21 protein-coding genes, 2 tRNA genes and 1 pseudogene are annotated in these 22,795 nt (G+C 65.3%); 10 read left to right on the top strand and 14 right to left on the bottom strand.

The features are described from left to right. Positions 1 to 10: 10 nt before the first annotated feature. The 3 genes and pseudogenes from QZ648_RS23920 to QZ648_RS23930 form a co-directional block, all read left to right on the top strand. Entirely contained in the window at positions 11 to 583 is a 573-nt protein-coding gene (locus QZ648_RS23920) for a YfiR family protein (protein WP_169066017.1), read from the top strand. 1 nt (position 584) lies between these two features. Beyond that, positions 585 to 2,972 carry an ATP-binding protein gene (locus QZ648_RS23925; protein WP_291998494.1) on the top strand — a complete coding sequence of 796 codons (2,388 nt, stop codon included), beginning with the start codon at positions 585 to 587 and terminating at the stop codon, positions 2,970 to 2,972. Then, positions 2,914 to 3,219 (top strand): annotated as a pseudogene (locus QZ648_RS23930) (EAL domain-containing protein); the annotation flags it as partial. The gene QZ648_RS23925 and the pseudogene QZ648_RS23930, both read left to right, overlap by 59 nt. A gap of 74 nt (positions 3,220 to 3,293) precedes the next feature. On the opposite strand, the gene menD reads toward QZ648_RS23930, so the two are convergent. The 3 genes from menD to QZ648_RS23945 are packed head-to-tail and all read right to left on the bottom strand — an operon-like array spanning position 3,294 to position 8,024. Beyond that, positions 3,294 to 5,066: a 2-succinyl-5-enolpyruvyl-6-hydroxy-3-cyclohexene-1-carboxylic-acid synthase gene (menD, locus tag QZ648_RS23935; protein WP_169066019.1), complete on the bottom strand. Its 1,773-nt coding sequence runs from the start codon at positions 5,064 to 5,066 to the stop codon at positions 3,294 to 3,296. After that, a complete protein-coding gene (locus QZ648_RS23940; protein WP_169066020.1) occupies positions 5,063 to 6,565 on the bottom strand; it encodes an isochorismate synthase in 1,503 nt (500 codons plus the stop codon). The genes menD and QZ648_RS23940 overlap by 4 nt, the downstream gene beginning before the upstream one ends. Before the next feature lie 40 nt (positions 6,566 to 6,605). Next, positions 6,606 to 8,024 (bottom strand): AMP-binding protein, encoded by a 1,419-nt coding sequence (locus tag QZ648_RS23945; RefSeq protein WP_291998495.1) that lies wholly within the window; start codon positions 8,022 to 8,024, stop codon positions 6,606 to 6,608. Positions 8,025 to 8,255: 231 nt separating this feature from the next. Here QZ648_RS23945 and QZ648_RS23950 point away from each other — a divergent pair, with 231 nt between their 5' ends. Next, positions 8,256 to 8,951, top strand: a complete 696-nt coding sequence (locus QZ648_RS23950) for an SOS response-associated peptidase (protein ID WP_169066022.1) — start codon at positions 8,256 to 8,258, stop codon at positions 8,949 to 8,951. 180 nt (positions 8,952 to 9,131) lie between these two features. Then, positions 9,132 to 11,051 (top strand): diguanylate cyclase, encoded by a 1,920-nt coding sequence (locus tag QZ648_RS23955; RefSeq protein WP_291998496.1) that lies wholly within the window; start codon positions 9,132 to 9,134, stop codon positions 11,049 to 11,051. 8 nt (positions 11,052 to 11,059) lie between these two features. Here the strand turns inward: QZ648_RS23955 and fghA are convergent, their stop codons facing one another. The 8 genes from fghA to QZ648_RS23995 form a co-directional block, all read right to left on the bottom strand. After that, on the bottom strand, positions 11,060 to 11,920 hold the full coding sequence (gene fghA, locus QZ648_RS23960; protein ID WP_169066024.1) for an S-formylglutathione hydrolase: 861 nt from the start codon (positions 11,918 to 11,920) through the stop codon (positions 11,060 to 11,062). 5 nt (positions 11,921 to 11,925) lie between these two features. Then, positions 11,926 to 13,038, bottom strand: a complete 1,113-nt coding sequence (locus QZ648_RS23965) for an S-(hydroxymethyl)glutathione dehydrogenase/class III alcohol dehydrogenase (RefSeq protein WP_291998497.1) — start codon at positions 13,036 to 13,038, stop codon at positions 11,926 to 11,928. Positions 13,039 to 13,098: 60 nt separating this feature from the next. Next, complete coding sequence (locus QZ648_RS23970; RefSeq protein WP_291998498.1) at positions 13,099 to 13,590, bottom strand: DUF1178 family protein; 492 nt, start codon at positions 13,588 to 13,590, stop codon at positions 13,099 to 13,101. 37 nt (positions 13,591 to 13,627) lie between these two features. Further along, positions 13,628 to 13,711 (bottom strand) — tRNA-Leu (locus QZ648_RS23975). Between the two features lie 71 nt (positions 13,712 to 13,782). Beyond that, a tRNA-Gly gene (locus QZ648_RS23980) sits at positions 13,783 to 13,858 on the bottom strand. Between the two features lie 193 nt (positions 13,859 to 14,051). Beyond that, positions 14,052 to 14,468 (bottom strand): biopolymer transporter ExbD, encoded by a 417-nt coding sequence (locus QZ648_RS23985; RefSeq protein ID WP_291998499.1) that lies wholly within the window; start codon positions 14,466 to 14,468, stop codon positions 14,052 to 14,054. A gap of 17 nt (positions 14,469 to 14,485) precedes the next feature. Continuing rightward, positions 14,486 to 15,220: a MotA/TolQ/ExbB proton channel family protein gene (locus QZ648_RS23990; protein WP_169066028.1), complete on the bottom strand. Its 735-nt coding sequence runs from the start codon at positions 15,218 to 15,220 to the stop codon at positions 14,486 to 14,488. Between the two features lie 20 nt (positions 15,221 to 15,240). Continuing rightward, complete coding sequence (locus QZ648_RS23995) at positions 15,241 to 15,939, bottom strand: energy transducer TonB (protein WP_291998500.1); 699 nt, start codon at positions 15,937 to 15,939, stop codon at positions 15,241 to 15,243. A 324-nt stretch (positions 15,940 to 16,263) separates the two neighbouring features. Between QZ648_RS23995 and QZ648_RS24000 the strand changes: the two genes are divergently transcribed. Together QZ648_RS24000 and QZ648_RS24005 are read left to right on the top strand one after the other, a co-directional pair. After that, entirely contained in the window at positions 16,264 to 16,578 is a 315-nt protein-coding gene (locus QZ648_RS24000) for a hypothetical protein (RefSeq protein WP_169066029.1), read from the top strand. Positions 16,579 to 16,768: 190 nt separating this feature from the next. Further along, positions 16,769 to 17,689 (top strand): DMT family transporter, encoded by a 921-nt coding sequence (locus tag QZ648_RS24005; RefSeq protein WP_291998501.1) that lies wholly within the window; start codon positions 16,769 to 16,771, stop codon positions 17,687 to 17,689. Between the two features lie 18 nt (positions 17,690 to 17,707). Here QZ648_RS24005 and QZ648_RS24010 read toward each other — a convergent pair whose 3' ends face one another. Further along, positions 17,708 to 18,418, bottom strand: coding sequence for an aspartate/glutamate racemase family protein (locus QZ648_RS24010; protein WP_169066031.1), 711 nt, complete (start codon positions 18,416 to 18,418; stop codon positions 17,708 to 17,710). Between the two features lie 438 nt (positions 18,419 to 18,856). On the opposite strand from QZ648_RS24010, the gene QZ648_RS24015 reads away from it, so the two are divergent. From QZ648_RS24015 to QZ648_RS24025, 3 genes are all read left to right on the top strand, one after another. Next, the gene (locus QZ648_RS24015) at positions 18,857 to 19,438 is read left to right on the top strand and encodes an SCO family protein (RefSeq protein ID WP_291998515.1); all 582 of its coding nucleotides are present in this window, start codon (positions 18,857 to 18,859) and stop codon (positions 19,436 to 19,438) included. A gap of 18 nt (positions 19,439 to 19,456) precedes the next feature. Beyond that, the gene (locus tag QZ648_RS24020; RefSeq protein ID WP_291998502.1) at positions 19,457 to 19,885 is read left to right on the top strand and encodes a DUF1318 domain-containing protein; all 429 of its coding nucleotides are present in this window, start codon (positions 19,457 to 19,459) and stop codon (positions 19,883 to 19,885) included. A gap of 77 nt (positions 19,886 to 19,962) precedes the next feature. Next, the gene (locus QZ648_RS24025; RefSeq protein WP_291998516.1) at positions 19,963 to 20,457 is read left to right on the top strand and encodes a copper chaperone PCu(A)C; all 495 of its coding nucleotides are present in this window, start codon (positions 19,963 to 19,965) and stop codon (positions 20,455 to 20,457) included. 101 nt (positions 20,458 to 20,558) lie between these two features. On the opposite strand, the gene QZ648_RS24030 is transcribed toward QZ648_RS24025, so the two are convergent. Both QZ648_RS24030 and QZ648_RS24035 read right to left on the bottom strand, forming a co-directional pair. Beyond that, the gene (locus QZ648_RS24030; RefSeq protein WP_291998503.1) at positions 20,559 to 21,500 is read right to left on the bottom strand and encodes a COX15/CtaA family protein; all 942 of its coding nucleotides are present in this window, start codon (positions 21,498 to 21,500) and stop codon (positions 20,559 to 20,561) included. Continuing rightward, positions 21,497 to 22,546, bottom strand: coding sequence for a COX15/CtaA family protein (locus tag QZ648_RS24035; RefSeq protein WP_169066035.1), 1,050 nt, complete (start codon positions 22,544 to 22,546; stop codon positions 21,497 to 21,499). The genes QZ648_RS24030 and QZ648_RS24035 overlap by 4 nt, the downstream gene beginning before the upstream one ends. Positions 22,547 to 22,795 lie beyond the last annotated feature (249 nt).

The following is a 22,795-nucleotide window of genomic DNA, read 5'->3' on the forward strand; positions in this document are numbered from 1 at the left end:
TGACAACTCGATGGCCGCACGCATGAACTCCTTGGCGCTCCGTTGTCTCGCCGTGCTTCTGGCGATTGCCACGATCATGGCTGCCGGCAGCACTCGCGCCCAGGGCACGCTCACCGAGGCACAGGCCAAGGCGGCGTTCGTGATCAACTTCGCGCGCTACATCGAATGGCCGGAGCGCGTTTTCACGACCCGCACGGCGCCCCTACTGATCTGCGCCCTCGGCCGTAGCGCCGTCGGCAACGCTCTGGAAGCGCACGAAGGCCGCCAGGTGCAAGGGCGCCCGGTCGCCGTGCGCCAACTGCTGGGCATCGACGAGACGCGCCCCTGTCAGGTGCTGTTCATCGCCGACTCGGAAGAACGCCGTATGAGCCAGTTGCTGCGCGCGCTCAGCGGACAGCCGATACTGACGGTCAGCGACGCCGACGCTTTCATTGATGGCGGCGGCACCATCGGTCTGGTGCGTGCCGAGCAACGCCTGCAGTTCGAGGTCAATCGCCAGGCTTTGGAACAGGCACAGCTCAAGGCCAGTTCCAACCTTCTCAAGCTCGCCCGCAACCTGGCCGATTTCAAGGGAAAAAACTGAGATGCGTTTCCGCGATTTACCGCTGAACAACAAGATGATGTTGATTATCGGTCTGACCGTCGGTGCCGGTCTGCTGATCAGCACCCTGCTCTTTGCCGGCTCGGAGATCGACGACAACCGTCAGGCCGAGCTGGCCAAGCTCAATGGCATGGCCGAGATTCTGGCCGCAAGCAGCACCGCGGCGATCGCCTTCGCCGACACGGCTGCGGCCAGAGAAACGCTGGCCGGCCTGCGCATTCGTCCCGAAGTCAGCGGCGCTTCGATCACCCTGCACGACGGCACGCTCTTCGCGCACTATCCTGCCGACCAGACGCCGGTGGCCGCAACGAGTCCCGGCGCCAGCGCCGCGCTCGTCGCCGGCGCCTACTGGGGCAACTCGCTGAAGATCGAGTACCCGATCCGCCAGGGCAAGGAAGTTATCGCCACGCTGAGCATCGAATCCGATCTCACGCCGATGTGGCAGGACATCACCCAGCGCATGCTGGTCGTCCTCGGTGGCGCCCTGATCGCCTTCGGCGTCGCCCTGCTGCTCGCCGCGCGCCTGCAACGTTCGGTTTCGGCGCCGATTCTGGTGCTCAGGCAAGCGATGCACCGGGTGGGCACCGACAAGGACTATGCGCAGCGGGTAATGATCGATCAGCGCGACGAGATCGGCGACCTGATCACCGGCTTCAACGTCATGCTCAGCGAAGTCCAGCTGCGCGACCAGGAGCTTGCCAAGCACCGGGCGACACTTGAAGATCAGGTCGAGCAGCGCACCGCACAACTGCGCCAGGCAAAGGAACAGGCGGAAAGTGCCAACGTCGCCAAGTCCCGCTTTCTGGCCAACATGAGTCACGAAATCAGGACCCCGATGAACGGCGTCATCGGCATGGCCGACCTGCTCATGGAGACGCCGCTTTCAGCACAGCAACGACGCTACACCGAGACCCTGCGCGTTTCGGCCGAGTCGCTGTTGCACCTGCTGAACAACGTTCTCGACCTGTCGAAAATCGAGTCCGGTCGACTGGAAATCGAGCATCTGGCCTTCAGTCCACAGCAACTCGTCGAGGAGGTCGTGCAACCGTTTCGTGAAATGGCCTCGGCCAAGGGCGTGCTGCTCAGCCTGGTAATTGACCCGGACGTGCCCGCGGCTGTCAGCGGCGATCCCTACCGCATCAAGCAGATCGTCAGCAACCTGCTCAGCAACGCCGTCAAGTTCACTGAACGCGGCTCGATTGCCGTCTCCCTGACTTGCGAATGCACAGACCTTGCCCAGCCCGAGTTGGGGTCGGCAGATGCCGGGGACTGCGCCCTGTGCTACGCAGTCATCGACACCGGGGTCGGCATCTCGCCAAAAAATCGCGACAAGCTGTTCGCGCCTTTTTCACAGGCGGACGATTCGACGACGCGCAAGTTTGGCGGCACCGGTCTCGGCTTGGTGATCATTCGCGAACTGGCGCAGCGCATGGCCGGCGAGGTCGGCTTCGAAAGCGAGCCTGGACGCGGCTCGACCTTCTGGTTCCGGCAACGGGTACAGCGGCACACGCAAGTACTGCCGCAACCGGCATGGCTTTCACAGCAGGCACGCAGGCTGAGCGGACGCGTACTGCTCGTCGAAGACAATGAGGTCAATCGCGAGATCGCTGGCGCCATCCTCGACACCCTCGGATGCCAGGTGGACTGTGCTCACGACGGCGCACAAGCGGTAGTTGCGGCGCGTGCGGGGATCTACGACCTGATCCTGATGGATTGCCAGATGCCGATCATGGACGGCTTCGCAGCCACTCGTCAAATCCGCAGCGAAGAGCAGCAGACGGAGCGTGCCCGGTGTCCGATCATTGCCCTGACCGCCAACGCGCTGGCTGGAGACCGCGAACAATGCCTGGCCGCCGGCATGACCGATTACCTGGCCAAGCCGATCAACCGCGCGCAACTCGCCGCGGCACTGGAGCGCAACCTTCCCGCGACGCCAGCGCCGTGTGGCGACAGCGGTCAGCCTGCGGCCAGCGATGCCAAGTCCATCAGCCAGGTTCAGCCGGACACGCCAGCGGCTTTCGACCCCCGCCTGGTGCAGGCTCTGCCGATGGTCGCCGATGGCAGCAATCCGGCCTTCGCCGACCGCATCCTCGATATGTTCACCAGCAACGCCACCCAGATCCTCGAGGCCATCGAAGCGGCGAGCGCGAGCGGCGACGCGACCACCTTGCAGCGTTCCGTGCATACGCTCAAGTCGTCGAGCGCCACGGTCGGCGCGCTGGCACTGTCCGAACAAGCCAGGCAGCTCGAAATGCTGCTGCGCGCCGGCAGCTCGCCGGCCAGCGACTGGCCGTCCAGGCTCAGGCACGCCTATGACGAATTCGCCGACAAGCTGGCACAATATCGCATCACCAAGTTTCCAGCAGGATGACATCGCCGACAAACTTGCCGATGCGGTACGGCGCGCCGGCATTTCGGCACAGCAACCGGTCCTTGAACTAACCGAGTCCTTGCTCATGGTCGACGCCGAACGCACCATCGCTCGACTGCACAGTTTGCGCGACCAGGGCTTCAGCCTGTCGCTCGACGATTTCGGAACCGGCTAGTCGTCCTTGAGCTATCTCAAACGATTTCCGATCGATGAACTGAAAATCGACCGCGCCTTCGTCAACGACGTCGCCTGCGGCGGCGAGGTCGCGATGCGGCCTTGAGGCAGGAGTGCACGACGCTCGCCGGTGGAGTGAATCCCTGATCAACAGCACTTCGCAAGGAGGTCGTGCCAGCTCAGCCCAGCGCCCACCTGCCGCCAGTACTCGCGGCGTCTGGCGACGCTCGCCTGGCGATCGATCGGCACTTCGATCAGCGTCGCACCACCGCGCTGCAGCGCCCGCTCGACGCTGGCCGTGAATTCGGCCAACGAACTGACACGCTCGCCGGCGCTGCCGAAGCTTTGGGCGGCGGCGATCAGGTTGATGCTCTGCGGGGTCAGCCAAGCGCGCTCGAACTCGGGCAAAGCGGCGACCGGCAAATAATCGAAGATGCCACCGCCACCGTTGTTGAGCACCACGACAATGATGTCACGGCCGCTGGCTGCGGCCAGTGCGCTCAGATCGTGCTGCGCGGTCAGGTCGCCGACCAGCGCCACGCAGGGGCCATCGCTGGCGATCCCCAGCGCAGTCGACAAATTGCCGTCGATGCCGCTGGCACCGCGATTGCCGAAGAAGCGCAGCGGCTTGTCGCTGCTGCCCGAAAAGGCATCAAGGTCACGAATCGCCAGCGAGTTGCCACAGAACAGGCGATGGCCCGCCGGCAGGATTTCGAGCAGCGCCGGAATCAGCATGCCTTCGAAGTTCTCCGACGCCTCGGCAGCGTTTGCGCAGGCCACGAACGGTGCTCTTGCCACGGCCTCGGCGGCGGCTTCGGCCTGCGCAAACGCGTCCCGCCAGCCGGCCGGCACGGGTTTCCCGCCGCCCGCCAGCAGAGCCTGACAAACCTCTAGCGGATCGGCCTGAAGCAGCCTGCTGGCGGCGTGCTGCGGATCCGGCCAGCGGCTGTCCGGGCTGATCACCACCTGCACCGCTGGCCCAGCCCTGCGCAACCAGTCCTGCAGGGTACGGGTGACAGGAAAGGCGCCGAAACGCAGCAGCCATTCCGGCCTTGCCGCAGCGAGCGGCGATGGCTGGCGCAGGAAGCTCTCGTAACGCACGCAGAGCCGGCTGCGGTCGTGCGCACCAAAACGCAGGTTCGACAGTGGTTCAGCAAGGATCGGGCAGTCGAGCTGCGCGGCCAGCGCGCTCACTGCGTCGGCAAATCCCGGCGGATAGTCGGCGCCACCACAGACGATCAGCCCGGGACGAGCGTTAATCTCGGCCAGCGTCTCGCTGATCGCCTGCGGCCTGGGCATCAGCAGCGGGGCGGCGACGCTGATCGCCGACGGACAGGCCGTGGCCGCATGCGTCGCGAGCAGGTCGCCGGCCGGCAACAGCGGTTCGCGGAAAGCCAGATTGAGATGCACCGGACCCGGCAGCGGCCAGCGGCTATCGGCGAGCACCCGCGCCGCCAGGCGCTGCAGGTAAGCAGGTGAGAAGTCGGCATCGGGCAGCGGCGGCGCATGGAAGGAACGCACGTGCCCGCCAAACAGCTGCTGCTGGTCAATCGTCTGGTTGGCGCCCCAGCCGAGCAGCTCGGGCGGGCGGTCGGCCGACAGCAGCAACAGCGGCACGCTGCCAAGATCGGCTTCGATGAGCGCCGGAAACCAGTTCGCCGGCGCCGAACCCGAGGTACACAGCAACGCCGCCGGCTGCCGCGTGGCCTTGGCCACGCCCAGCGCGCAGAAGGCGGCGCTGCGCTCGTCGAGGATGACCTGGCAGCGGATCGCCGGCTGACGCAGGAAGGCCAGCGCCAGCGGACTCGAACGCGACCCCGGCGAAAGCACCACGTCGCGCAGTCCGGCAGCGGCCAGGGCATCGACCAAGGTCTGCGCCCAGCGCAGGTTGAGCAGACCGCTGTCGGCGGCGGCGCTCATGCGCTCCGGCTCACCTGGCCAGGTACGCCGCGCAGGGCTTGGCCCAGGGGCTGGCGCAAGGCTTCGGCGATCACCGCCATCTTGGCTTCGGTTTCGGCGAATTCCTGCGCCGGGTCCGAGCCGGCGACGATACCCGCCCCCGCGAACAGCTCGGCTTCGCTACCCTTTATGCGCGCGCAGCGCAGCGCGACGACCGCTTCACCGTCACCGTCACGGTCGATCCAGCCGATGCCACCGCTGTACCAGGCGCCACGGCGATCGCCGTGGCTGCGCAACCAGTGCCGCGCAGCGCCGCTCGGGACGCCGCCCACCGCAGGCGTCGGGTGCAGGCACGCAATCAGGTCGAAAAGCCCGACCCCCGGCCGCACGTGCCCGCGGACGCGCGTCCGCAAGTGCTGCAGCTCACGCAACTGCAACACTTCCGCCGGTGTCGGCGATGCCAGCACAGCACAGAGTGGCAGCAGTGCGGCACGAACAGCATCGACCACCAACTGCTGCTCGTGGGTGTTCTTGTCGTGCTGCAGCGCCAGCACACTCGCTGCGCGAGGATTTGCTGCCGCCACCGGCCAAGCCGTACCAGCGAGCGCATCGGCCTCGACAAGGCCGTGGCGCAGCGAGACCAGACGCTCGGGCGTGGCGCCGAGAAAACACTGCTCGCGCTCACCGACGCCGTAGATGGTGCATTCGGGATGGCGATCGGCGAGCGCGGCCAGCAAGGCTGCCGGGTCAATGCGCTTGCTGCTGTCGACGTATACGCTGCGCGCGAGAACCAGCTTGTCGACGCCGCCGCCGGCGATCGCAGCCAGGGCGGCGCGGGCTCGCGCCAGGAACGCCCGATCGGCCAGCGCGGCGCTGCGGCGGCGCACGACGCTGGCCGCAGCGGCCGGGGCTGGCGTCCGCTCTGGCGCCCGCTCTGGCGACTGAGCAGCACGCAAAGCGCTGCGCCAGCGTTCGATGGCGCTTTCACCTTCGCGCACCGCGCAGCTGAAAGTGGCCGTGCAGCGACCCGCTCGATTGGCCAACAAAATGGCAGGCACCAGCAGGCGCGCGTTCGGCAAGTCGTCGGCGCTGTCGGCAGCGTTCCGGGTGTTCTCGGTGTTCTCAGCGAAGGCGAAACCGATATGCGCCGCGGGAACGAAACCGGTGTGCTGCCAGTCGTCGTGCTCCCAGACCGGCGCCAGACCGGAAAAAGCGGCCTGCAAGGCCGAAAAACGCGCCGCACCGGCGCTCGTGAAACTCATCGCGCTGCCAATGGCGAGGCGAAAGTCGCCGCCTGCGCCAGTGCGCTGAGGGCTGTCCCTGCCAGCCTCCGTCGGCCGCGCCCACCAGTTGAGCTGCGCTTGCGCGAGATCGACGTCCAGCCAGCGCTCATCCTTCCCTGCGCCGAGATCGAGCGTGACGCTGAGCAGGCCCCGCGCCGCCGCCGCCGCCAAGCGCGCGCGCAAACGCCGCCGCAAGAGTGCACTGCGCGGGCCATCGAGCAGCTCAGCGAGGTTCATGCATTCACTCATTCACTCATTCATTCATTCATTCATTCTTTCACCCACTCACCTGCGCGAGCTCGCGCAAGGCGCGCCGTTCGATCTTGCCCATGGCGTTGCGCGGCAGCGCATCCAGGCGCAGCAGCCGACGCGGCCGTTTGGCCGCCACCAGATGCTGCCGGCTCCAGTCGTGCAGCGCGCCGAGCTCGGCCGGACCGACGATCAGGGCAACCAGCAGGTCACCCCAGAGCGGATCGGCAACGGCGGTCACCGCGACGTCGATGACGCCGGGGCAAGCCGCCAGGCAGGACTCGACTTCGAGCGGGTGCACGTTGACGCCGCCGCTGATCAGCATGTCGTCGGCACGGCCGAGAATGCTGAGCCGTCCGTCGGCGTCGAAACGGCCCAGGTCAGCGGTCGGCAACCAGCCGTCTTCAAGGCCGTCACCGCGCTGCCAGGCCGGGTTCAGGTAGCCGGCCATGACCTGCGCGCCGTGTAAATGGAGACGCCCGTCGGCAGCCACCCGGGCGCGCAGCCCGCTCAGCAAGTGACCGACCTGGCCCGCCTGCCAGTTGCCATCCGGCCGTAGCAGCGTCGCCGCCTGCGCCGTCGACTCGCTCATTCCCCAGCTCGGGCAGATCGGCCAGCCGCTCGCCAGGGCGCGCTCGCAGAGCGGCCGCGACAAGGCCGCGCCACCGATCAGTGCATGGCGCAGACTGCGCGGCGGCGACGCGCCCTGCGCCACGTCAAGCAGGCGCGCCAACATCGCCGGAACCAGCGACAGGTGACTGACAGGGCGGGCGTGCAGATCGTCCCAAACGGCAGCCGCCGAAAAACCGTCATGCAAGAGCAGCGTCGCCGCGGCGCGCAAACACCGGCCAAGGATGGCGATACCGCCGATGTGATGCAGCGGCAGACAGGCCAGCCAAAGGTCTCCGGGGTGTAGCGGCAGGCGCTCGTTCGCAGCCGCGGCGGCGGCGTCGATATTGGCCTCGCTGAGCATCACCACCTTGGGCGCGCCCTCACTGCCACTGGTGGCAATCAGCAGCGCCAGATCGGTGGCCGCATCGGCAACACTGGCGTCATTGGGCGCGTCGCCTGCCTTGCTCCTCCCGTGCCCAGCAGCGAGCGACGGGGAAGCTGCGGGTGAAAGGTCCAGGCTATCGGGCAGCGGCGAAAGCCGCTGCAGGCGACCGCCAGCAAGCGCTTGCAGCCTCGGCCAGGCGGCCTCGGCGAGGAGCGGATCGAGCGGCAGAAAAGCCACTTTCGCCGTCGCACAGGCCAGCGCCGCGAGCGCCAGTTCGCCAGCGCCCGCGGCGATGGCCACGGCGTCGCCAGCCGCCAGCCCTTGCGCACGGAGAAAGCCACCAGCGCGCTCAGCCAGAGACGCCAATTCGTCGTAGCGCCATTCGCCGCGCGTGCTCAGCAAAGCGAGCTCCGAGGGGTGCTGGCCTGCGTTCGCATGCAGCCAGCGCACGAACGGGCTGCGCCTCTCTGGAAAAGGCGCAGTTTTTTTGTCGGCAGAAGGGAAGACGAGGCGTGGGTCACTGTGAACGGCAAGACATGGCGCCAAGATTATACGCAGCCGCCCTGGCTCCCGCCCATGCTGCCGATCAAGAAAAACGCCGCACGCGTCCTGGGCGCTACTCGGCGATGCCAGCGAGCAGCACCGCTTCGCCGCCTCGGCGGACCCTGCTAAACTCGGACCATGTGTGGACGCTATGCCCTCGATGCCCCGCGCTCGCAGCTCTCACGACGCTTCGCCCTCGACGAATGCGTCGAGCTGAGCGCCCGCTACAACATCGCCCCGACCAGTGACGTCGCGGTCATTCGCCAGTCGCCAGAGGGGCAACGCGTTCTCCACCGGCTGCGCTGGGGGCTCTTGCCGCACTGGGCGAAAGACCCGGCAATCGCTGCCCGCCTGATCAACGCCCGCGGCGAGCCATTGGCCGCGCTGGCCGCAACAGCCGCCTTTCGCGACGCTTTCCGCAAGCGCCGCTGCCTGCTTCCGGCCAGCGGTTTCTACGAATGGCAAAAAGTCGCCGCGCGACCTGGCTCGGCACGCAAACAGCCCTTCTACACCTCTCTGCAATCGGGTGAAGTGATGGCCTTCGGTGGACTCTGGGAAGCCTGGACCGCACCGAGCGGCGAAGTGATCCGCAGCTGCTGCATCGTCACCACCGCCGCCAACCAGGGCCTGCAGGCAATCCACGAGCGCATGCCGCTGATTCTTGCTCCCGAACACTGGCAGGACTGGCTGAGCGCCCCGGTCGACCAGGCGGCAGCGCTGATCCGCCCCTGCCCGGACGGCGTCCTGCAAAGCTGGCCGGTCAGCCCCCGCGTTGGCAAGGCCAGCGCGGACGACCCAGCCCTGATCACCGCGCTGCATGGAGACGAGCCATGAAAACCAGCAGCAGCACGATCGCCCGACACCGAGCTACTGGGAACGAACGGGAGGCCGCGGCGCGACGCCCTGCCGCGGCTCACAGATCATCATGCCTGAGCGGATCTTGCGCCATCGTCATCCGCCGATGACCTGCGTTTTGTAGCATAATCGCCGGCAAATGCCGGACTCGAAACTTTCTTGATCAGCTTCGTCGACCCCGAACGCTACCGTTTGATGAAGGCGACGGGCAAGCTGCCGTCGCCGAAAGGCGTCGCCTTCGCGATCATCACCCTTCTGCAACGGGACGATTTCCGGGTTACGGAACTGGTGCGACTGGTGCAGTCGGATCCGGCGATTGCCGGACGCCTGCTCAAGTTCGCCAACGCCGCCGCCTTTGGCCGCACGCGGCCGATTGTTTCCCTGCAACGGGCGATTGTCGCCCTCGGATCGTTCAAGGTCCGCGATCTGGTGATCGGGCTGTCGGTGATGCACAGCCACAAGAGCGGCCAGTGCGTCGAATTCGATTACACCGCTTTCTGGGGCCATTCGCTGGCCACCGGCATCGCTTGCCAGGAACTCGCCCGTTTCGCACAGATTTCGAGCGAAGACATCTTCACCATCGGCCTGCTGACCCGGGTCGGCGAATTGGCGATGGCCTCGCTGTACCCCGACGAGTACGCCGAGGTACTGATCGCGGTGAAGGAGCTGCATCAGGATCTGGCCACTCTCGAGCGTGAACGCTTCGCCATGGACCATCGCCAGCTTGGCGCCACCATGCTCGCCGAGTGGGGCTTGCCGGACATGCTGATCCAGGCCGCCTACCATCAGGAGCAACCCGATGTCGCCGGTTTTCCGGATGGCTCGCGTTTGCAGACGCTGACCCACTCGCTCAATTTTGCCTGCTCGCTGGCCGAAATCTGCATGGCCGACGAGGAGGCACGCTGGAGCCTGCTGCCGGGTCTGCTGACCCGGGCCGCGCGCCTGGGAGTCAGCGGTGACGCGCTCAACGAAATGGTCGACCGCATGGCGCGGCGCTGGCGTGAGTGGGGAGCGACGCTGCAGGTACGCACGCAGGAGCTGCCGCCCTTCGCCGAAATCCTCGCCGCCAGCCCGCCGAGCCGACGGGTCAGCGCCGCCAGTCCCGAACACAGCGGCAAAGCGGCTGCGCCGCGCCTGCAGGTGCAGATCCTCGGCGTTCCGGCGCCCGAGCTGCCCGCCTTGATGGAACAGATCGAAAGTCTCGGACATCTGCCAGTGCTGCTGGACAGCAGCCCCGAAGGCCTGAAGCAGGCGCTGCGTCAGCCCGCCCAGATCGTCATTGCCGACATGTCGATGCCCGGCCTCAAGCCGGCCGTCTTCTGCCGCATCCTGCGCCAGACCAGTGCCGGCAAGGAGACCTACGCCCTGCTCCTGGCATCGCCGGATAGCGAGGGCCATATCATCGAAGCCATCGACGCGGGCGCCGACGACGTACTGGTCAAACCGCTGACCGTCCAGACCTTGCGCGTGCGCCTCAATACCGCCACGCGCATGATCCTGCTGCGCGAGGAGATTCAACGCGAGCGCCGCGGCATCATGCGTTCGACCGGCGAGTTCGCCGTCGCCCACAAGCGCCTGCTGCAGGAGGCGCTGACCGATACCCTGACGCAACTCCCGAACCGACGCCACGGCCTCGACTTCCTGGCTTCCGAATGGGCATTCGCACAGTCCAACGCGCTACCCATGGCCTTCCTGCTGCTTGACATCGACCACTTCAAGCGCATCAACGACAGCCACGGACACCCCGCCGGCGACGCCGTCCTGCGCCAGCTCGCGGACCTCCTCAAGCGCACCTCACGTGGCGAAGACCTGGTTTTTCGCTACGGTGGCGAGGAGTTCGCCGCGGTGCTGCCCAATGCCAGCGTGCGCGCCGCAGCGCAGATCGCCGAACGCATCCGGGCCTTCGTCGAAAAGTACAACTTCCTGTGGAACCATCAGACTCTGCCAGTCACCGTGAGCATCGGCGTAGCGTCCGCCAGCGCTTCCGACAAAAACAGTCAGGCGCTGATCCAGGCCGCCGACACAGCGCTCTACCAGGCCAAGAACGAAGGCCGCAACCGGGTCGTCGTCGCCAGCTGACGCCCAGCTCAGGGGGCGAGCAAGGCCAGGGCGTGATGGCGCAGGTGATCGTCGATGAAGCTGGCGATGAAGTAGTAGCTGTGGTCGTAACCAGGGTGCACCCGCAGGCGGAGCGGATGGCCGGCAGCCGCGCAAGCCTGACGCAACTTCTCGGGCTGCAGTTGCGCGACCAGAAAACCGTCGGCCGCGCCCTGATCGACCAACAGAGGCAGGCGCTCGCCGCCTCGGGCGATCAGTTCGCAAGCATCCCACTCTTTCCAGCTGGCTCGATCTTCACCGAGGTAAGCGGCGAAAGCTTTCTGCCCCCAGGGGCTGTCGAGGGCGTGGCTGATCGGTGCAAAAGCCGACAGCGAGCGATAACGGCCGGGGTTGCGCAGCGCACAGATCAGCGCACCGTGGCCGCCCATCGAGTGACCGCTGATGCCGCGCCGCGCGTCGATCGGCAGCAGCTCTTCGAGCAGCGCCGGCAACTCCCAGACCACGTAGTCGTGCATCCGATAGTTCTCGGCCCAGGGCTGTTGCGTGGCGTTGAGGTAGAAACCGGCGCCGTGGCCGAAATCCCAGGCGCCTTCCGGATCGCCGGGTACCTGCGCACCACGCGGGCTGGTGTCGGGCGCGATGATGGCCACGCCCAGTTCGGCCGCAAGGCGCTGGGCGCCCCCTTTGTGGACGAAGTTCTCGTCGCTGCAGGTCAAGCCGGAGAGCCAGTACAGCGCCGGCACCGTGCCCAGCTCGGCCTGTGGCGGCAGATAGACGGCAAACACCATCTCGCAGCGCAGCGTCGCCGAGTAATGCCGATAACGGCGCTGCCAGCCATCGAAACAGCAATTGGCAGCGATCTCTTCGAGCGCCCCGGCAGTCACCGTCATGGCCGTCAGAAGTGGATCACCGAGCGGATGCTCTTGCCGGCGTGCATCAGCTCGAAAGCGTGGTTGATGTCCTCCAGCCCCATGGTGTGCGTAATGAAGGTATCAAGCGGAATCTCGCCGTTTTGCGCGCGGGCGACATAGCCGGGCAGTTCGCTGCGGCCACGCACGCCGCCAAACGCCGACCCCCGCCAGACGCGGCCCGTCACCAGCTGGAAGGGTCGCGTCGAGATTTCCTCGCCAGCGCCGGCGACGCCGATGATCACCGCTTCGCCCCAGCCCTTGTGACAGCACTCGAGCGCCGCGCGCATGACCTTGACATTGCCGATGCACTCGAAGGAGTAGTCGACGCCGCCATCGGTCAGGTCGACAATCACGTCCTGGATCGGGCGGTCGTAATCCACCGGATTGATGCAGTCGGTCGCCCCCAGTTGCCGGGCAATGGCAAATTTTCCCGGGTTGGTGTCGATGGCAACGATCCGCGCCGCCTTGGCCATCACCGCACCGATCACTGCCGACAGGCCGATACCCCCAAGGCCAAAAATCGCCACCGTTGCCCCCGGCTCGACCTTGGCGGTATTGACCACCGCACCAATGCCGGTGGTCACGCCACAGCCGAGCAGACAGACCTTCTCCAGCGGCGCATCCTTGGCGATCCTGGCCAGCGAGATTTCCGGCAGCACGGTGTACTCGCTGAAGGTCGACGTGCCCATGTAATGGAAAATCGGCTTGCCCCGGTGCGCGAAACGGCTGCTGCCGTCGGGCATCAGGCCCTTGCCCTGCGTGGCGCGAATCGCCTGGCAGAGATTGGTCTTGCCCGAGGTACAGAACTTGCATTGCCCGCACTCGGGCGTGTACAGCGGAATCACGTGATCACCGACCGCGACCGAAGTCACGCCGGGCCCGATGGCCTCGACGACGCCGCCGCCCTCGTGGCCAAGAATGCTTGGAAAAATCCCTTCGGGATCGGCACCGGAGAGCGTAAACGCATCGGTATGGCAAACGCCGGTAGCGACGATGCGCACCAGCACCTCGCCACTGCGCGGCGCCTCGACGTCGACTTCGGTAATTTCCAGAGGCTGTCCCGCCGCCCAGGCAATGGCAGCACGTGCTTTGATCATCGACAACTCTCCTCAATCGTTAATGTGATAGTCGCGCAACAGCTTGCCATCGGCCGTATGTCAGTGCAGGTCTTTCACTTTCAGGCGCGGCAAACGGAGGACTTCGACCCCCTCCTCACGCAATGCCTCATATTCCTCGTCGCTCGCCTGCCCCCGAATCGAGCGCTCCGGCGTCTCCAGGTAGTGGATCTTTCTGGCCTCTTCGGCGAAGTGCTCGCCGACGTCCTCGCAATTGGCAAGCAGCATGGTCGTCAGTTGTTGAAGGGAGGAACGCGCGCCGGCACGCGGATCGATCGCCGGCGACGACGGAACGGGAGCGGCGACGGTCGCACTTGACGCGGCTGACATGGGTGGCATGGGTGGCGGAGCCACTTCCGAACTCTTCGACTGACGACCCACATGCAGCGCCGACGGCACCCGACGAACCTGCAGCGAACCACAGTCCGGGCAGCTGATCAGCGAACGCAATGACTGGCTGTCGAAATCCTCGCGCGACTGGAACCAGCCTTCGAAGCGATGCTCGTGCTGACAGGAAAGATCGAAAATGATCATCGGGAACCAGCGCAGAAAGCCTGCAGTAAAGGGATCGTGCCCGGAGCCGGGATCGAACCGGCACAGCCGCAAGGCCGAGAGATTTTAAGTCTCTTGTGTCTACCTATTCCACCATCCGGGCGATGCAAGCCATTATACCTGCCCCGAAATGAAAGAAAGGGAAAGTGCTTTACGCACTTTCCCTTCGATATCTGGAGCGGGAGAAGAGTCTCGAACTCTCGACCTATACCTTGGCAAGGTATCGCTCTACCAACTGAGCTACTCCCGCTTGGAAGCATTTCTGGTGCCGCTCGACGCGTCGGGAAGACCCGCTACGAATCGAAAGATTCGCGACCACCAGCGCCGCGCATTATCCGGATGCTTGCGGCTGCTGTCAACCCGCAACTCGTTTTCGACGACAGCGCCCTGCACTTTGCCAAGCGCGGCTGTCCAGGCTGGCAGCAGGCCCGCAGACCCACCGGCTAGGGCGTCGGCTCGGTCACGAAGGCGATTTTCACCAGACCCGCACGCTGCGCGCCGGCAAGCACCTCGGTGACGCGCTCGTAGCGCGTTCCACGGTCGGCGCGCAGATGTAGTTCGGGCTGTCCGCCAGCGGCGTTGATGGCCAGGAAGCGCGCCGCCATGTCGCTGCGCTCGACCGCCTGGCCGTCGATGAAAACGTCACCGGCAGCGTCGATGGCCACCGACAACACTTGCGGTGGATCATCGAGCCGGCTGGCATCGACGCGCGGCAGGTCGATCGGCAGGGCTTCGTGAAAGAGCGGTGCGGTGATGATGAAGATCACCAGCAGCACCAGCATCACGTCGACCAGCGGCGTGGTATTGATTTCCGCCATCGGCTGGCTGCTGCCACTGTTTTCGAATGAACCGAATGCCATGCTGCCCTCCCCCTTGTTCAGGCGCTACGCCCGGCACGAACGGCGCCCAGATCGACCAGCTTGTCACCCGGCCGGCCACGCAGACCGGTGGTCAGGTAGGCGTGCAGGTCATGCGCAAAGCCGTCCAGGCGCGCCAGCGTCAGGCGATTGCCGCGGGTGAAGGCGTTGTAGGCGAGCACCGCCGGAATCGCCACGAAGAGGCCACCGGCGGTCATGATCAGCGCCTCACCGACCGGGCCGGCGACCTTGTCGAGGACCACCTGGGTGGCGCCCGAGAGACCGACCAGAGCGTGGTAGATACCCCAGACAGTCCCGAACAGGCCGATGAACGGCGCCGTCGAGCCCACCGAAGCCAGGAAGGTGAGTCCGGATTCGATGCTCGCCTGTGCTTCAACGATCTGGCTGCGCAGCGAGCGCGTGACAAACTCGCTGACGCTGACCCCGGCGCCGATGCCGCGATCGGAGTGCTGGTGGTGCAAGCCGGCGGCGTTGGCACCGGCAACCGCCATGCTGGTGAAGATGCCGGTGCGATCCTCCAGCCGGATCGCCTCGATCGCCGCCGGCAGGCTAGGCGCACCCCAGAACGAAGCCAGTGCGCGCGCATGACAACGCTTGGCCTGCCAGACCGCGTAGGCTTTGCTGGCAATCACATACCAGCTGAGCACTGACAGCAACACCAACAGTGTGGCCACCGAATGCGTCACCACATCGCCCTGTGCCCAGAACTGCGCCAATCCCAACTCCATTCGCATAGTCTCTTCCACTTCCCTGTTCAACCCTTGAGCGTGAATTGTAGCGGTACCAGCACTGACGACTCGATGGCCGTCGCGCCGCGCCTGGCGGGGACGAATCGCCAACGTTCGACAGCCGCCCTGGCCGCTTCGTCGAGGCGTCGAAAACCGCTCGCCTGTTTGATCTCGACGCTCAGCGGCAGGCCCTCGGCGCTGACCATGACGCGCAGAACGACACGCCCTTCCTCACCCATTCGCCGCGAAGCCGCCGGATAGACGGGAGGCGGGTTGCGCAGATAGTCGGCGTCGAATCGCGCCCCAACCGCTGGCAGAGGCGCCGCAAGCGCCAGCGGTGATGCCACTGCCGCCGACGCTGCGGGCGGCGCGACGGCGAATGGAGTCGCCGCAACTGCCGTAGGCGCCGCCGTCAGTAGCGCCGGCGGCGTTGGCAATAGCTTCTTCGCAGGCACCGGCAATGCGCGCGCCGCCTTCTGCTGGTGGAGCTTTCGCGGCGCTTTGACGGGTGCTGGCAGCGCCACCGCGGCTGGCGGTTCAAGCGCCTTGGCCACCTTTGGCGGTTCGACCGTCCTGCTTTCTTCGACTTTTGCCCGCGCCGGGGCGAGTTCCAGGACGCGCACGGTCAGCACCGGCAAGGGCTCCGGAGGGGTGTGCCCGCTGACCATTCCAAAAGCGAGAAACAGGCCGCTGAGGTGCACGCCCAGGACCAGCAGGACGAGCACAGCCAGCCTCCAGAAAGGCGGCCTGCGCTCTTCCGGCAGTTCGAAGTACCCTGCTGTGCCATGCACCTGGCCCGACATTTCGCCCAACTCCGCCAACTCTGCCTAGCTCAGTGAGCACTGAGCGGTGCTCGAAAGGGCGTCATTGTAAGCCGCCCCAGCAACATCCGGATGCGGCATTTTGTCTCGGTAGAGGCGCTCGCCGTCCGGGAAAGCCAGTGCCGGCAGCACTTCGTTTGCCGGCAGCCGCCATTGTGCCTATGATTCTGCTTCGCGACGTCGAGAAAAAACGAGTGCCTTGCCGGCCGCCAGCGAGGCACGGAGAAAATGAACCAATGCGGGGGGAAGCAGGCGGATGCAGAAGCTGGGCCGTATGCCAGCCTCCTGAACGTGACGCCGCCCGCCCTGTTACGACGGAGCAAGAGCAACGGCGGGGTTTTTCCCTTCGCAAGTGTCTATAGCGTGATCGAAGGACGAAAAGAGGTCAAAGTGCAGGGATCGAGTGAGATGTTGATCCGGGGAAACGACTATCCGCTCAAATCCGCCGAGCGCTCCTTCGAGAGGCAACACAACGCCAATTCCCATGTCCGTGGACGCCTGTTCGCGCTGATCGATTACCTCAACCGCATGCAGCAGAAGTAGGCGCTGCACTGCCACTTGCAAACGAATCGCCTCGCTATGCCGCTCGCCACCCACCACTCCACGTATGGGTACCGGCCGCCGACGTTGCGGAGCCATGCTCGCGACTTGGCAAGCGCAAAGGGTATGAAATCCTGCACAATGCCGGCCTTTCCCCCCGGGCCGCGACGACTTCGCGGCAGGAAGTGCCAAAATGTCGCACCGCCGTGCTGTTGCTCTGATGGTCCTGGCCACGCTGCTGTGGAGCATCGCCGGCGTTGTCGCTCGCCAGCTCGATAACGCTGCCAGCTTCGAGATCACCTTCTGGCGCAGCCTCTTCGCGGCGCTGGCTTTGAGTGTGGCGCTGACGCTCATGCGCGGGCCGGGAATGTGGCGTGGTCTGGCGAAAGCGCGCTGGCCGGTCTGGTTCTCGGGCCTGTGCTGGTCGGTGATGGCCACCGCTTTCATGCTCGCGATAAGCCTGACCACGGTCGCCAACGTGCTCATCAGCATGGCCATCGCCCCGCTGATGACCGCCCTGTTCGCACGCATTTTCCTGCAGCACCGGCTGCCGGCCAGAACCTGGGCGGCAATTGGCGTGGCTGGCGTGGGCATCGCCGGGATGTTCTGGAAGGATGCGGGCACTGGCCTGTCATTGACCGGAAGCATCGTCGCGATGGCTGTCCCGCTGGCCGCCGCGCTCAACTTCACGATGCTGCAGCACGTCGGCCAGGGCCAGGGCGAACCGGCAAATGGCCCGCGCCACGACATGTTGCCAGCGGTGCTGATCGGCACCATCCTGTCGGCGGCGTTCACCTTGCCACTGGCCTACCCCTTGCAGGCGTCGGCACACGATCTCCAACTGCTGGCCTTGCTGGGCAGCGTTCAACTGGCGCTTCCCTGCCTGATGGTGGTACGCCTGTCGCGCCAGCTAGCGGCACCCGAGATCGCCCTGCTCGGCCTGCTCGAAGTGCTTTTCGGCATCAGCTGGGCGTGGCTCGGTGCCGGCGAAACGCCGCATGCGAGCACGCTGATCGGCGGCGCACTGGTCCTCGCTGCGCTGATCACCAACGAGGCGCTGGCCTTGCTCGGTCGCGGCGCGCAACGGGCGCGCAACGGTCATGCCAGGGAGTGAAGTGCCTGATCAGGGAAGTCAGGGAAATGACTGGCGGTCGGCAAGCGCATATTCCGCCGCTGTCGTGGCGTGAATGCGCGTCGTGTCGAAGAGCGGTACGGCTGCATCCGCAGCATTGACCAGGAGCGAAATCTCGGTGCAGCCGAGAATTACCGCCTGCGCGCCCTTCGCCACCAGCCGGCTGATGATGCGCCGGTACTCGTCGCGCGACGCATCGCGCAGCTGGCCGGCGCACAGTTCGTCGTAGATCACGCGATGGACGATTTCGCGGTCGGCCGCGTCGGGCAGCACGACATCGATCCCCTGCCGTTGCTGGAGCCGTTCCCGGTAAAAGACCTGCTCCATCGTGAAACGCGTGCCGAGCAGGCCGACCCGGGAAAAACCCGCACGCTGGATTTCGTCTGCCGTCGGGTCGGCAATATGGAGCAGGGGCAGTGCGACGGCAGCCTCGATGGCCGGCGCAACACGGTGCATGGTGTTGGTACACAAGACGAGGAAATCGGCACCGGCCGCGTCGAGCGACTGCGCAGCTTGCGCCATCAAGGCGCCGGCCGCGCTCCAGTCACCGCGACGCTGGAGTTCCTCCAACGGCTGGAAATCAACGCTGCAGAGCAGCAGCGGCGCCGAATGCAGGCCACCGAGTCGTTCCTGCACGGTTTCATTAATGATCCGATAGTAGGGAATCGTCGACTGCCAACTCATGCCGCCGATCAGGCCGATAGTTTTCACGCGATTTCCTCCAAACTCCCTCCAGCCTCTTCATTCTCAACAGCGGCGACTCAGATCGCCATCGTTGCCGGTAGTCCACAAGTTCTGCTGCCGATCCCGGCTGAGCCCATTGTCGCCGGCCTGGCGACGAACCGCCATGTTGAAGCCACCGCGAGAGCCCGTTCGCGGCGACGCGGCGGGAAATTTCCTTGAGCTGCTGCTGCAGAATGACCGACAATGATTAACCTGAATCAAGGCAACAGGCCGGCGCGCTCCGGACAATGCCAGCCTGAGCGCAGGATGTCGGCCACGGCGGGCGACGATAGACAAGCCGCTTGCCGACCGAAAAACCGCCGCGCCAGCCGCGCCGCCGCCGCCGCACCCACGGGCGACGAACAACTGGCCAACGCCGCCCTCTTCACTCTGCACAACAGACTTTCGCGACAAGCAAAGACGACCATGAAAATCCTTTCAACGCTGATCCTGTCCATCACCCTGCTGCTCTCGGCGTGTTCTCAGCCCGTGGCTTTCAAGTCCAGCGACATCACCGGCGTCGATTGGGGCAAGACCCTGAGTTTGACCGACCACCACGGCAAGCCGCGCCAGCTGGCGGATTTCAAGGGGCAGGCGATCGTTCTCTTCTTCGGTTATACCCAGTGTCCCGACGTTTGCCCGACGACACTGCTGGCGATGCGTGACGTGCTCAAGCGTCTCGGCGACAGCGCCAGTCGCGTGCAAGTCCTTTTCGTCACCCTCGACCCGGAGCGGGATACCGCGCAACTGCTGTCCGGCTACGTCACCGCCTTCGATCCGAGCTTCATCGGCCTGCGCGGCGACGACGCCGCCACCGCTGTCGCCGCCAAGGAGTTCAAGGTCTTCTCCGTCAAACAGGCCGGCAGCACGCCCGACACCTATTCTATCGACCACAGTACCGGCAGCTACGTCTTTGACCCGCAGGGCAAGCTACGGCTGCTGGTCCGCCACGGCGAGCCCGCCGACAGCGTCGCCGCCGACATCAAGCGGCTACTCGATGGTCAATGATCGTTCAGGAAAAATGATATGAAACGCCTTCTCGCGCTACTGCTCCTCACTTTTCTATCACTGCCGCTCGCGGCGGCACCGCCCAGCGCGGAGATCAATCTCGATATCGGCACGCCGCCGGTGATCCTGGTCAAGCACACCCTCGCCCAGCGAGGCTCGCGACTGGTCTATTTTTTGGATCCCGGTGTCATCGGTCTGGGTTACGACGGCATGATCAAGGTGCGTGACGACAGTAGACTCAACCTGCCGCAACTCCAGGTCGTCGGAAAACTCATTGACCAGGAAAACCCGGACCGCAATTCGCTGATCTACGCGATCGCCGAAGGCCACGGCGGCCAGCAGTTCGAGCCGGCCGTGCGCGCGGCGCAGATCAAGCGCTGGAAGGCGCAGTTCCACTCGGGCTGGTGGATCGAGGACGAGCAAGGCAACTGGAGCCAGAAACCCTGATTCCTTCATGCCGCGCCTGCGGCATCTTGTCGCATGAGGCAATACGGGCCGCCACTTATAATCAAGGCCTTTGCATGATGATGAAGGAGTACGGCTTGAAAGCAACACGAACTCAACTGGCGATGGCCTTCCTGTTCAGCCTGTCCGCAACGGCAGCGCTGGCCGCCGATGTCGAGGTCAAGGATGCCTGGATACGCGGAACGGTAACCGGCCAGCAGGCGACCGGCGCTTTCCTGGAAATCACCAGCAAGTCGGACGCGGCGCTCGTCGGCGCCGCCAGCCCGGCCGCGGCAGTCAGCGAAATCCACGAAATGAAGATGGACGGCGGGATCATGAAGATGCGCGCCGTCACCCGCCTCGAACTGCCGGCCGGCAAGCCGGTACAGCTGGCACCCGGCGGCTACCATGTGATGCTGATGAAACTGAAGCAGCCGCTGAAGAAAGGCGAGTCGATCCCGCTGACGCTACAGGTCGAGGGCCCGGACAAAACCGTGCAAACGATCGAAGTTCAGGCCGAAGTACGCGACCTGACCGCCAGCGGCTCATCGGCGAGCGAACACAGCAAGCACTGAGCAGCCGCCCCTGAGTGTTTGCTGGCGTCGGGCGCAAGGCCGATCGGCGCGGGACGATGTCGCTGGACGGCAGCGTTGACACTTCGCCACGCGCCTGGCCCTCAGCGCCGCAGCAAGCTCACTAGGGTAGCGAGCAGTACGGCCGCGCAGCAGGCATGCGCGACCGCCAGCCACAGACTGAAGCCGCTGATCACGGTCAGCGCCCCGAGCATCACCTGCGCGGGCAAAAGCAGCAGCAGCGCCATGGCTGCCTTGCGCGTCGCGCCATCGGCGAGCGCCTGCCAGGCAGCGCCGCCCAACAAGAGCAGCGTCAGCAAGGCACTCCAGCGGTGCAGCAGATGCAGACTGATCCCCCCGGCTTCGCCCGCTGGCGGCGGCCCATTCAACGCCGCAAATACCTGCATGGCAGCCCAACCGTCTGCTGTCGGCCACCAGTGGCCCATACAATCCGGCAAGGACAAACAGGCCAGGGCTTCGTAACGGGCGCCGATCAGCGCACCGAGGATCAGCGTCAGCGACAGCGCAGCGCTACCGAGCTGTAGCAGCCGCCTTGGCGGCCCGGGTCGCGCCTTCACCGCCCTGCCCAGCATTGCTTCCGGGCGGCTGGCGAGCGCCACTCGCCACGAGAAACTCACCAGGCCAAGGCCGCCGAGGATGTTCAGGAAAGAAACCAGCACTAGCCGTGGATCGGAACTCCAGAAGCCGAGCACCGCCAACGCCAGCACCAGCAACACCAGGGCGCTTGCCGGACGTGCCGGCGACGGCAGCGACGGACGACGCCAGCACAGCCACGCCAGATGGCAGACCAGCAGTAGCGCCAGCGAGGCCGTAGCGCGATGCAGCAGGCGCAGCGGGCCGAAAGCCTGCGCCGGCGGCTCGCTGCTCAGCAGCTGCGCGTAGCAGGCGGGCCAGTCGGCACAGCCGAGACCGGCCGCTGCAAGGCGCAGCCAGGCGCTGAGCAGCACCACCAGCAGCGACAGCGCCGTCAGCCAACAGGCAATCGTCCGGATTTTCTGCAGTCGCAAAGCCTGGCTGGCAATCAAGCGGCGCTGCCCGCCACCGGCTCTACCCGCAGTTGGTGATTCAACCACAGCAGCAGGCCGAGAACGATCATCGCGCCCCCCTGATGTGCGGCGCCGAGGCCAACCGGAACCGCCAGCAGCAAGGTCGAGATCCCGAGCACGATCTGCAGGAAGACGGCTACCAGGACCAGAGTTGCTGCCAGGCGGGCACTACGGGAAAGCGCGGCCGCCCTGATCTTCCACCACAACCAGGGCACCAGAAAGGCCAACAGCCATGCCCCCAGGCGATGGTCAAACTGCACCAGCGCCATGTTGTTGAAGAAATTGAGATACCAGGGATCGATGATGAAGCTTTCCGGCGGCAGGAAATGCCCGTTCATCAGCGGAAAGCTGTTGTAGGCCTTGCCGGCCCGAATGCCGGCGACCAGACCACCGCTGACCACCATGTAGCCCACCAGAATCGCCAGCCAGAAGGCGAAGCGCTGCAAACCCTTTAATGTCGCGTCGGTGGTCACGCGCACGCGCTCGCTGAGCAGGCCGAGCGCCAGCCACATCATGGCCACGAAAATCAGGAAGGCCAGCGACAGATGCGCCGTCAGGCGATACTGGCTGACGCGCGGATCATCGACCAGGCCACTCTTGACCATGTACCAGCCCATCGCGCCCTGCAGGCCCCCGAGCACGAAGATGCCGAGCAGCTTGGGCATCAGCGGCGGGTCGATCTTGCGTCGCCAGCAAAAATAGAGGAAGGGCAGCAGGAAGACGACACCGATCAGGCGTCCAAGAACACGGTGCCAGTACTCCCAGAAGAAGATACCCTTGAACTCCTCGAGCCCCATCTGGTGGTTGACCTTGTGGTACTCCGGCGTCTTCTTGTATTTCTCGAAAGTCTCGTCCCACTCGGCCTGGTTGAGCGGCGGAACGATGCCCACGATCGGCTTCCACTCGACGATCGACAGGCCGGAATGGGTCAGGCGGGTGACGCCGCCGACGACCAGGATTGCGAAGACCATGGCGCTGCAGATGAACAACCACAGCGCAACTTGCCGGCGAGCGACTTTATTCATACGATGGATCCGGGAGGGAAGAGGAAAGCGAAGCGAGGAAAGCGAAGCGCGAATTATAGGCCTTCGGCGGCGGCCTTGAGCGCTCCAGGGGCTGCGACCGGCGGCCGCATGAGCATGCCTGCAAGGCTGATGATTGCTGGCTTTGCCGGTCATCGCCGTCTTTCCCCGTTCTTGACGTGCATCAAATCACAAGCAGGGCAAGAGCAGGTATTCTTCGCCCAATTGTGCCCGACAAGCCCAAGGAATTTT

Source organism: Candidatus Accumulibacter sp. ACC012 (assembly GCF_907163155.1).
GTDB lineage: Bacteria > Pseudomonadota > Gammaproteobacteria > Burkholderiales > Rhodocyclaceae > Accumulibacter > Accumulibacter delftensis.